We start from the raw sequence: 9,133 nt of genomic DNA on the forward strand, positions 1-9,133 counted from the left end.
CATTACGCTGGTTCCGAAACCCGCCCCCGAGAGACCGGAGATCGACGATGAGTGAACTGTCCGACCCGCAGGTGCGCGCCTTTGTCACCGAGGGCACGAAGACCGGTCACCTGGGCTACACAGCATCCGACGGTCGCCCGCTGGTCGCGCCGGTGTGGTTCGTCCTCGACGGCGACCGTATCGCCTTCAACACCGCTGCCACCACCGCCAAAGGCCGTGCGCTGGCGCGTGATCCGCGGGTCGTCATGTGCATCGACCTCCCCGAACCGCCGTACGCATTCGTGCAGGTGCAGGGCCGGGTGGAGATCAGCGAGGACCTCGACGATGTCCGGCGGATCGCCACCGCGGCCGGTGCCCGGTACATGGGGGCCGATCGGGCCGAGGAGTTCGGCGCCCGCAACGGGGTGCCCGGCGAGTTGGCGGTGTGGATCACCGAGACCAAGGTCATCGCGTCGCTGGACGCGACCGCCTGATCACCCCGCGTCGGAGCGCCGGATCAGGGCCTGGTGCGCGTCGACCGAATCCTGCAGCAACTGCATGTAGCGCGTCATGTCGGGCATGACCGTCTGATCCGAGGTCACCACGATCATGACCTTGCCCAGACCCGTGACGACGCAGTGCGAGAGCGTCGAGTCGCCGCCCAGCGGTGAGTAGGCGAACCCCGATGCGGTCGGCACCCCCATCATCGAGCTCACCGGGGTGCGGTTGATGACGTTGGACACCACCGTGTTCACACTCGGCCGCTTCCTCGCCCCTCCCGGCCGTGGGATGCGTTCAGTCTGCGCCACCAGACGCAGTGCCAGTGCGGGAGCAGAGTTCACGGCCTTCCAGAACTCGCTGCGGGTGATCTTCGTGGCCCGTGACTTCTCGACGGACGAACTGGTCGCGATCATGCCCAGGCGGGTGTCGATGTCGGCCACCCTGGAGTGCACGTCGATGGCCAGCGGCACGAATTGGTTGGCGTTCTCGTCGGCCTGCGAACCGCGGGTGGACATCGGCACGAGGGCGACGAGCGACGCGTCGGGTTCCTCGCCGTGTTCGGTCAGGTACAGGTGCGCTGTGCGGCCGATGATCGACAGCAGGGCGTCGTTGACCGTCGCACCCGGGACGCGGTCGCGCACGGCCTGCAGATCGGTCAACGGGAACTCGAGATAGTCGGTCCATCGCCTGCCCTGGACCCCGGTGTTGAACCGGGTACGCGGGGCGCCGTTGCGTTCGTACTGCAGTTGCTCGGGACGCCGTGCCCGCGCGATCTGCCGCGTCTCGCGCAGCATGCGTCCGAGGTTGCCGAAAAATGTCGCCCATTCCCTTGGGGCCCTGCGTATCTGGGCCGCGGCGATGCGCGCGGTGGACGCCTCGCGCGGGCCGATCTCGACGTGTTCCGGGGGAGCGGACGGGGTGTCGGCGAGAAGTCGGTGCATCGTCTTCTCCCACGACATCCCGTCGAACGCCGCGTGGTGGAACGTCACGCACAGGATGGTCGCGAGACCGGGCTGGGACGGGAGCCCGGTGACGTTGGTGATCAGGTGCATCGACCACAGCGGACGGTCGGTGTCGAAGGGGGTGGCCGCGATGTCGGCGAGTGTCTCCTGCGCGTCGTGCCACCGCAGGCCCGGCCGATCGTCGACGACGATCTGTTCGGCGATGTCGATGGTCGGGTCGTGTACCCAGTACGGGTGACCGAGATCGCCAGGGACACGCATCAACCGGCTGGTGAACCGTTCGTCGACGCTCAATCGTCGACGGATGGTGTCGACCACCTCGTCCGCGGGAAGGTCCGCCGCGCCACCGTCGTCGTGAGCCAGGACCCAGCAGGACAACACCCGCGAGGAGATCCCCCGCGATCCGCCGAGGAACACATACGCCGAGTCGCGCGCTCGCAACTGTTTCATCGCCGACCTTCCCGGACGCGTCGCCCGCCCCGCCCTGCGGTCACGTCATCCCGACGAAGAATCGCACACTGCGGACCGGTCAAATCCTGTAACCACGCACCGGGATGGCCGACACGCGGCGCTCGTGACGGCGCTCAGTTCTCCGGTAGGGAATCGGCGCGGTGCCCCGACGGGAGTTCCCGATCCGTGCGACGCAGTCCCCGCGGCACCAGACCGAACCTCTTGGCGGTCGGATCCCACCACAGCAACGGGATCCAGACCCCGATCTGCGCGAGTCGGGCGAACTGGATACCGACCGACGCCATCACCATCGCGCGCCGGCGCCCGTGCATCGCGTAGGTACGCGGGCTGTACGCGGTGTACTTCCAGTAGCTCCGCGGGCTCGAGTACAGACGGCGTCCCGAGGTCTGCGCGTCCATGCCGGGGATGAGGGCGATTCGCCACCCGGCGTCCCTGATCGTCAGCGACAGGTCGGCGTCTTCCATGATGTCGTCGCGGTGACTGGTCTTCCCGGCGACCTCTCGCCAGACCTCCTTGCGCATGACGCAGTTGGCGCCGATCGCCTCGCCGACCACGGTCACCTGGCCCTCGGCCAAAGCCTTGCCCACACGCCGGGTCATACGAGCCTGAATCGCCGTGAACGGACGTTGGAGTGGCATGTCGTGCATGGTCGACATCCCGTAGCCGCCGGCGATGTCATCGGGGGCCACGGCGAAGAAGTCGACGATGTTGGCGGCCCAGCGGGGCTCAGCGTAGGTGTCGGCGTCGATACGGGCGACCAGTTCGCCGGTGGCCGTGCCGACGCCGAGGTCACGGGTGTGCTGCACACCCTGACGCGGTTCGATCAGGACCTGGACGTTGGCGTTGTCGCGGCTGTACTCCGATGCGATGGCGAACGTCTCATCGGTCGAGTTGTTGTCGACGACGATGATCTCGTCGATCGGATTCGACTGAGCGAGCAACATGTCGAGGCATCGACCGATCGACCGGGCTTCGTTGAACGCCGGGACGACCACCGACAGTGTCGGCTGTCTGTCAGCCATGGATCTACCCCCTGAGGTTTCCGAGGTGGTCCCCCCGCTGTGTCGGTCGGTCCGATGGTACCCGGGAGGTACCCGCGACCCCGACTCCCGGCAGACGTCTCGCGTGCCGGGCGGTGTCCTCCGTGACGTCAGCCCGTCCGCAGCCCCGACGGCAGTTCGCGATCGCCCTTGCGCAGCCCCGCGGGTCGGCCGCGGAAACGTCTCTCGTCGAGGTCCCACCACAGCAGCACCGCCCAGATCAGGAGATGGGCGGCGCGGGCGAACTGGATCCCGATGGCGGCGAACACCGCGGCCCGCCGTCGGCCGTGCATGGCATAGGTGCGCGGGCTGTAGGCGGTGTAGCGCCAGTAGTTCCGGGGACTCGACGCGAGCCGACGGCCGGAAGTCTGGGCGGTCATGTCGGGGATCAGGCCGAACTTCCACCCGGCCCCGCGGATGGTCAGCGACAGGTCGGCGTCCTCCATGATGTCGCCACGCCGACTGGTCGTGCCCGCCACCTCCCGCCACACCTGGGCGCGCATCACGCAGTTCCCGCCGATCGCCTCGCCGACCACGGTCACCGACCCCGCGTCCAGTTTCGAGCGCACCCGGGCCGTCAGCCGACGCTGCATCGCCGCGAAGGGTTTCTGGAACGGCAGATCGTGCATCGTCATCATCCCGTAGCCGCCACCGATGTGATGGGGTGCCACCGCGAAGAACCGATGGATGGCAGCCACCCATCCGGCCGACGCGTAGGTGTCGGCGTCGATGCGTGCGATGAGATCGCCGGTCGCCTCGGCCACTCCCCGATCCCGGGCGTGCTGCACGCCCTGACGGGTTTCGGTCACCACGCGGACCACCGACTGCGGCCCGCTGAACGCCGCGGCGGCCCGCGCGGTGTCGTCGGAGGAGTTGTTGTCCACGACGATGATCTCGGTGGGTGGCGGCGACTGGGCCAGCAGGGCCCGCAGGCACGTGCCGATCGCGTCGGCCTCGTTGAACGCCGGTATCACCACCGACAGCGTGCGTGGTCGCTGATCGCTCATGTCAGACATGGATGTGAGTCCCCCCCCGGGTTGTCCCACCGATCGGCGTCGGCGTCTCGGGTTTCGATGATCGCCAGGCCGAGCGCACCGGTCAATCGTGCGTTCGCATCACACCGGGGGGTCGCACAGGTCGTACGGGGGAGTGCAGGGCTGCGGTCAGGCGGCCGAACTCGCGGCACGACGGTAGCCGCGCAGCGCCGGGTAGGTGAACAGCAGAAGCGCACCGATCGCCCAGATCAGGGTCTTGGTCAGACTGTCGGCCACGGGTCCGCCGATGGCGAGGGCGCGCATGGTGTCGATGGCACACGTCATCGGCTGATTGGCGACGATCGGCTGCAGCGCACCGGGATACGCGCTGACCGGCGAGAAGCCCGAGTTGAAGAACATGAACAGGCTCGACACCAACGACATGATCGGTACGAGTGGGATGTTCGATGCCGACAACGCCAGGGCCAGGACGATGCTGAAGAACGCGGCACCGTAGAGCAGCGCGACGACGAAGATGCCGATGGCGGGGATGAGCCCCTGGTTGAAACGCCAGCCGATGAACATCCCGAACAGCATCAGGATGACCGTTCCGAGCAGGATGCGCATCAGCTCGGCGATCACCCGGGACGACAGGTCGGCCCCCCGGTGCACCGGGAGCACATAGAGGCGGGTCAGCAGGCCGGTCTTGCGCTCGCTCGTGACCCGGACGCCGCCGGCCAGCGAGCCGAACATCGCGCCGACGAGAACCACGAGTGGGACGGTGCCGAACGCGCTGTTCTGGCCGGTCGCCTGACCGATGGCGTCGCCGAGGACGACCTTGAACATGATCATGCTCAACGCGGGGAAGAGCAGGGTCTGCAGCAGGGTGACGCGGTCGCGCAGCACCACCAGCACCTGGCGTCCGGTGAGGATGCTGGTGTGCAGGAGGTAGGCCCGCAGCCCGCGTTCGCCGGTCTGTTCGGCGACGGGGAACCGGGTGACCATCGACCGTTCGGCGGTCCGGGTGGTCGTCGGGGCCGGATGCTCGCCGCGCTCGGCCGGGTCCTTGGTGAGTGTGTGGGCCAGCGGAGTGAGGCGGGTCGTGGCCGGCTCGTCGGCGCCGGCGTCCCTCGACGATGCCGAGATGCGTTCGGTCGCCCAGTCGGTCGAGGCCTCGGGTGCGAGGACGGTCCACGGGCCGACGACCGCGCGGATCGATCCCGTTCCGGGGAACAGGACCTGACGTGACGGCGGGGCCTCGGTGCGACGGGTCACCGCGTCGTCCGGGGCCACCGACCGGCGCCGTGCCGCGGGTCGGTCGGAGCTCCACCAGTGGTCGCTGCCCGAGTCGTCGGGCGACCGGTGTCGCGGCCGTCGGGGTATGCGGGTGGTCGGAGGCTCGCGGTCGTCGGACGGCTGCCCGGTGATCTCCCAGTTCATCGGCGCGCGCCCTTGACGATGATGTACACCCCGCCGCCGACGGCGAGGACGGCGATGCTGCCCGCCCAGATCAGCGGCGCGGTGGCGATGTCCCACGTGACCTTGCCGGCGTCGAAGCCGCGCATCAGTTCGGTGAACTGCGAGATGGGCTGATTACGGGCGAAGGGGCGGATCCACTCAGGGAACGAGGTCTCGGGGACGAACCCGGTCGAGAGCATGCCGAGGATGAGCTGGGGGAGGGCGAGCGCCTGGCTGGTGGCCTCGGGGTTGGACGACACCACGCCGATCGCGTCGGCGCCGAGCGCGAGGAGCAGTCCGACGACGAACGCCACGAGCAGGAACCCGAACAGGTACCCCGGCCCGTGTTCGGGGCGCCATCCGATCACCAGACCCGAGATGACCGCCCAGATCAACGAGATCACGAGCAGGATCGCGTTCGCGACCAGTCGCGCCAGCATGGGGATCACGGCGTTGACCGGCATGCTGCGCAGTCGGTCGGTGATACCGGCGCTGCCGTCGGCCGCGGCGCGCATCGCCGCCGACGTCGCGACGAACCCCACCGACTGCAGCAGGATGACGGGCATCAGGAACTGCGCGTAGTTCACGCCGGGGAACGAGTCGAAGATGCTGCGCAGCGGGACGTAGAAGCAGATCGTCAGCATCACCGGCGCAACGATGCCGAGCACGAACTCGCCCTGGCGCATCATGCCCCGGAGCGACCGTTCGGTGAGCGCGAAGACCTGCCCAGCGGTGCTGATCTCGGGCTTGGTGAGCCCGCCGATCACCAGCGGGCGGTCGGTCGTGGTGGTCACCGCGCGGCACCCGGCACCGGAGGTGCCTCGGTCAGTTTGAGGAAGACGTCGTCGAGCGAGGGGCGGCGCAGGCCGACGTCGGTCAGCGCGATCTGGGCGTCGTCGAGCCGACGGACGATCTCGACGAGGGTGTTCGTGCCGCGGGTGGCCGGAACGGTCAGCGAGGTGCCCGCGGCGTTGGTCCGGATCTGATCCGACGGGGCCAGGTCGGCCAGCAGGTCGGTGATCTTGACGACGTCGTCGGGGTAGCTCGGCACGATCTCGCAGAAGGTGCCACTGACGCGGTCCTTGAGGTCGTCGGCGGTGCCCTCGGCGATGACCTTGCCCTTGTCGATGACGACGATGTTGTCGCTGAGGAGGTCGGCCTCCTCCAGGTACTGAGTCGTCAGCAGGGTGGTGATGCCCAGATCGCGCAGCGACGTGACGATGTTCCAGACGTCCTGTCTGCTGCGCGGGTCGAGGCCCGTGGTCGGCTCGTCGAGGAAGACCACCTCGGGTCGGACGACGAGTCCGCAGGCGATGTCGATGCGCCGGCGCATACCGCCGGAGAACTTGCCGACGCGGCGCTTGGCGGCCTCGGTCAGATTGAAGGCCTCGAGCAGTTCCTCGGCGCGCAATCGAGCGGTCTTCTTGTCCAGGCCCATCAGCCGACCGAAGAGAATGAGGTTCTCCTGGCCGGTGAGCGACTCGTCGAGAGCGGCGAACTGGCCGGTCAGCATGATGGACCGGCGCACCTCGGCGCGTTCGCTGACCACGTCGTGTCCGGCGATCCGCGCGGTACCGGCGTCGGGGAGGAGCAGGGTCGCGAGCATGTTGACCGTGGTCGTCTTGCCTGCACCGTTGGGACCCAGCAGGCCGAGCACCGTGCCCGTCTCGACGGTGAAACTGACCCCGTCGACGGCCGTGAACTCCCCGAAGCGCTTGACCAGTCCCTCCGCGACCACGGCACTCTGTTCAGCCCGCCTGGCTTGCATTTCCGTCCTGTCCCTCGGGTGGTCGGTGTCCGGCTACGCCGACTCGACGCGTGTCGCGCGCATGTGCGGCGGAACACCCCACGAACCTAGCGCAGCAAACCGGCGGTAACACCACGGCCCGCCGCGACGATAGGTAGTCCAGTGAAGCGAATACCCGCCATTCTCTTATAGGTGTTGAGAGAACGGTTAGTATTTTCCCTGAACCAGACAATCGATTATTTTGCAGACTGCGTTCGAGTCCAGTAAAAGCGCCGGTTCGAAGGTTTCTTACCAAGTCAGGAGGGCGTCGTGGCAATACAGCTCCGCTCGCACCGTCTACCGGGTGGTCGCCAGGCCGCAGACCCCGTGGCCGAGAGCCGCACGCTCGCCGAACTGGTGGCCGCAGCGGCGAAGGTCGCGCCCACCGTTCCCGCCGTGTGCATGCCCGACGTCGATCTGAGCCTCGGTGAGCTGGCCCAGCGCGCGACCGGCGCGTCGATGGCCATGTCCGGTGGCAACTCGATCGACGACTCCGCGTTGACCGTCGCGCTGATGATGACCATTCCCGGCCTCGCGGCCTCGGGTGCGTCCGGCCTTGCGACTACTCTGTCGTCCGTCCGGATCCAGGCGACGATGGCGGTCGCGGGATCCCGCCAGGCGTGAACCGCTCGTCGGCACGCATGACCAGCTTCAGGAGGGACTACTTCAGATGAGCAATCCATTCGATGATGAGGACGGCCGGTTCTTCGTGCTGGTCAACGACGAGAACCAGCATTCGCTGTGGCCGACGTTCGCCGACATCCCGGCGGGCTGGAACAAGGTGTTCGGAGAGGCGTCGCGGTCGGAGTGCCTCGACTACGTCAACGAGCACTGGACCGATCTGCGGCCGCAGAGCCTGATCGACGCCATGGAGGCCGACGCGAAGCAGTAGCTCACCACCCATCTCTTCCACCGCAGCCGGGCACGTACGTGCCCGGCTGCGGCTGTTTGTTCACCCCCGATAGGCCCGCAGATCACGCCTCAGACGCGATCGCGACACGAATGTGGCACAGATCACCAAGCTGTGAAACATTGGTTACATGGGAATTTTGGTCGAACCCACACGTCAGAGGCTGTTTCGTGTCCGATGTGGTGTAGGTCACCGTTGTATTGCGTAACAAAATGTCAACCCATGGGGACCAGGTGGTCGCATAGTCTGGCCATCAGCACGTATGGTGTCACCAACATTAGGGGTGAGATATGTCATTTGCAGCAGTTCGGTCGGGGGGATCGACCATGAGTGCATCGAGCGTCGGCAACGACACGACCAATGACCTGGTGACCGCGGTCGGCCGACTGGCCGAGAGCACGCCGGATCGTGTGGTCATCCGCTACCACTACCGGAGCATGAGCTACCGGGACCTCGCCGCCGCCATCGAACTGATGGTCCCGGTCACCCGGAGCCAGCAGATGGACGATCGCGCCGCTGTCGTGGCCGCCATCTTCGCGGGCATGCCCGCCCTCTCGGCCGAACGGAACCCGGCCACGGTCGCATCCGTGGTCGACGGGACCTTCGCCCGTGTCCTTTCCGATCTCAGTGACCTCGACGCCGGCGCCACGGGGCCGGCTCGCGGTGTCGCCATGCGCACCAGCGAGATCGACCTCCGCGGCATCGCCAGCAGGCTCTCCGACGCCTGACCCGGACCGGCCGCGCGCGTCTCGGCGGCCATTCGGATCCTCGCTCCACCTCAGTGCCGTCTTGTCGTAGCTCGTGTAACGTTGGCAGTCGTTTTGCTGATAGTCATACAGGCGCTTCCGATGAGCAATGATTGTCCAGGACCAGAGGCATCTGCTGACTTACAGGCGTGTTGATCGCCTATTCGAAGCGCAGAATGAAATCATGTTGTCCTGGCGTACGGACATAAAGGTCCGTGCGATCATTGTTTCGGGGACAGGCGAGCATTTGGTTCGGGATTGGAGCTAGAGAACTTGGTTGCTGGCCGCTCTGATGCACCAGCAGTA

At 67.1% G+C, this 9,133-nt stretch carries 10 protein-coding genes; 4 read left to right on the forward strand and 6 right to left on the reverse strand.

Features of this window, described 5'->3' with window-relative positions:
- Positions 1-47 precede the first annotated feature (47 nt).
- Entirely contained in the window at positions 48-473 is a 426-nt protein-coding gene (locus IEV93_RS10190; RefSeq protein ID WP_188489329.1) for a PPOX class F420-dependent oxidoreductase, read from the forward strand.
- Here the strand turns inward: IEV93_RS10190 and IEV93_RS10195 are convergent, their stop codons facing one another.
- From IEV93_RS10195 to IEV93_RS10220, 6 genes are all read right to left on the reverse strand, one after another.
- On the reverse strand, positions 474-1,892 hold the full coding sequence (locus IEV93_RS10195; protein WP_188489331.1) for a wax ester/triacylglycerol synthase domain-containing protein: 1,419 nt from the start codon (positions 1,890-1,892) through the stop codon (positions 474-476).
- Positions 1,893-2,026: 134 nt separating this feature from the next.
- Complete coding sequence (locus tag IEV93_RS10200; protein WP_188489333.1) at positions 2,027-2,935, reverse strand: glycosyltransferase family 2 protein; 909 nt, start codon at positions 2,933-2,935, stop codon at positions 2,027-2,029.
- 128 nt (positions 2,936-3,063) lie between these two features.
- Entirely contained in the window at positions 3,064-3,969 is a 906-nt protein-coding gene (locus tag IEV93_RS10205; RefSeq protein WP_188489335.1) for a glycosyltransferase family 2 protein, read from the reverse strand.
- Between the two features lie 147 nt (positions 3,970-4,116).
- The gene (locus tag IEV93_RS10210; RefSeq protein WP_188490499.1) at positions 4,117-4,932 is read right to left on the reverse strand and encodes an ABC transporter permease; all 816 of its coding nucleotides are present in this window, start codon (positions 4,930-4,932) and stop codon (positions 4,117-4,119) included.
- A gap of 431 nt (positions 4,933-5,363) precedes the next feature.
- On the reverse strand, positions 5,364-6,179 hold the full coding sequence (locus tag IEV93_RS10215; protein ID WP_229705013.1) for an ABC transporter permease: 816 nt from the start codon (positions 6,177-6,179) through the stop codon (positions 5,364-5,366).
- Positions 6,176-7,153 carry an ATP-binding cassette domain-containing protein gene (locus IEV93_RS10220; protein WP_188489337.1) on the reverse strand — a complete coding sequence of 326 codons (978 nt, stop codon included), beginning with the start codon at positions 7,151-7,153 and terminating at the stop codon, positions 6,176-6,178. The genes IEV93_RS10215 and IEV93_RS10220 overlap by 4 nt, the downstream gene beginning before the upstream one ends.
- A gap of 288 nt (positions 7,154-7,441) precedes the next feature.
- Here IEV93_RS10220 and IEV93_RS10225 point away from each other — a divergent pair, with 288 nt between their 5' ends.
- The 3 genes from IEV93_RS10225 (at position 7,442) to IEV93_RS10235 (ending at position 8,809) form a co-directional block, all read left to right on the forward strand.
- Positions 7,442-7,795: a hypothetical protein gene (locus tag IEV93_RS10225; RefSeq protein ID WP_188489339.1), complete on the forward strand. Its 354-nt coding sequence runs from the start codon at positions 7,442-7,444 to the stop codon at positions 7,793-7,795.
- A 46-nt stretch (positions 7,796-7,841) separates the two neighbouring features.
- Positions 7,842-8,063, forward strand: a complete 222-nt coding sequence (locus IEV93_RS10230) for an MbtH family protein (protein ID WP_188489341.1) — start codon at positions 7,842-7,844, stop codon at positions 8,061-8,063.
- A gap of 344 nt (positions 8,064-8,407) precedes the next feature.
- On the forward strand, positions 8,408-8,809 hold the full coding sequence (locus IEV93_RS10235) for a hypothetical protein (RefSeq protein WP_188489343.1): 402 nt from the start codon (positions 8,408-8,410) through the stop codon (positions 8,807-8,809).
- Positions 8,810-9,133: the final 324 nt, after the last annotated feature.

Origin of the sequence: Williamsia phyllosphaerae (assembly GCF_014635305.1) — a bacterium.
Taxonomy (GTDB): domain Bacteria; phylum Actinomycetota; class Actinomycetes; order Mycobacteriales; family Mycobacteriaceae; genus Williamsia_A; species Williamsia_A phyllosphaerae.

What these genes read in the sequence shown, in the direction of transcription:
- IEV93_RS10190 (WP_188489329.1), top strand. Translation starts at nt 48, where the DNA reads ATGAGTGAACTGTCCGACCCGCAGGTGCGCGCCTTTGTCACCGAGGGC.
- IEV93_RS10195 (WP_188489331.1), bottom strand. Translation starts at nt 1,892, where the DNA reads ATGAAACAGTTGCGAGCGCGCGACTCGGCGTATGTGTTCCTCGGCGGA.
- IEV93_RS10200 (WP_188489333.1), bottom strand. Translation starts at nt 2,935, where the DNA reads ATGGCTGACAGACAGCCGACACTGTCGGTGGTCGTCCCGGCGTTCAAC.
- IEV93_RS10205 (WP_188489335.1), bottom strand. Translation starts at nt 3,969, where the DNA reads ATGTCTGACATGAGCGATCAGCGACCACGCACGCTGTCGGTGGTGATA.
- IEV93_RS10210 (WP_188490499.1), bottom strand. Translation starts at nt 4,932, where the DNA reads ATGGTCACCCGGTTCCCCGTCGCCGAACAGACCGGCGAACGCGGGCTG.
- IEV93_RS10220 (WP_188489337.1), bottom strand. Translation starts at nt 7,153, where the DNA reads ATGCAAGCCAGGCGGGCTGAACAGAGTGCCGTGGTCGCGGAGGGACTG.
- IEV93_RS10230 (WP_188489341.1), top strand. Translation starts at nt 7,842, where the DNA reads ATGAGCAATCCATTCGATGATGAGGACGGCCGGTTCTTCGTGCTGGTC.
- IEV93_RS10235 (WP_188489343.1), top strand. Translation starts at nt 8,408, where the DNA reads ATGAGTGCATCGAGCGTCGGCAACGACACGACCAATGACCTGGTGACC.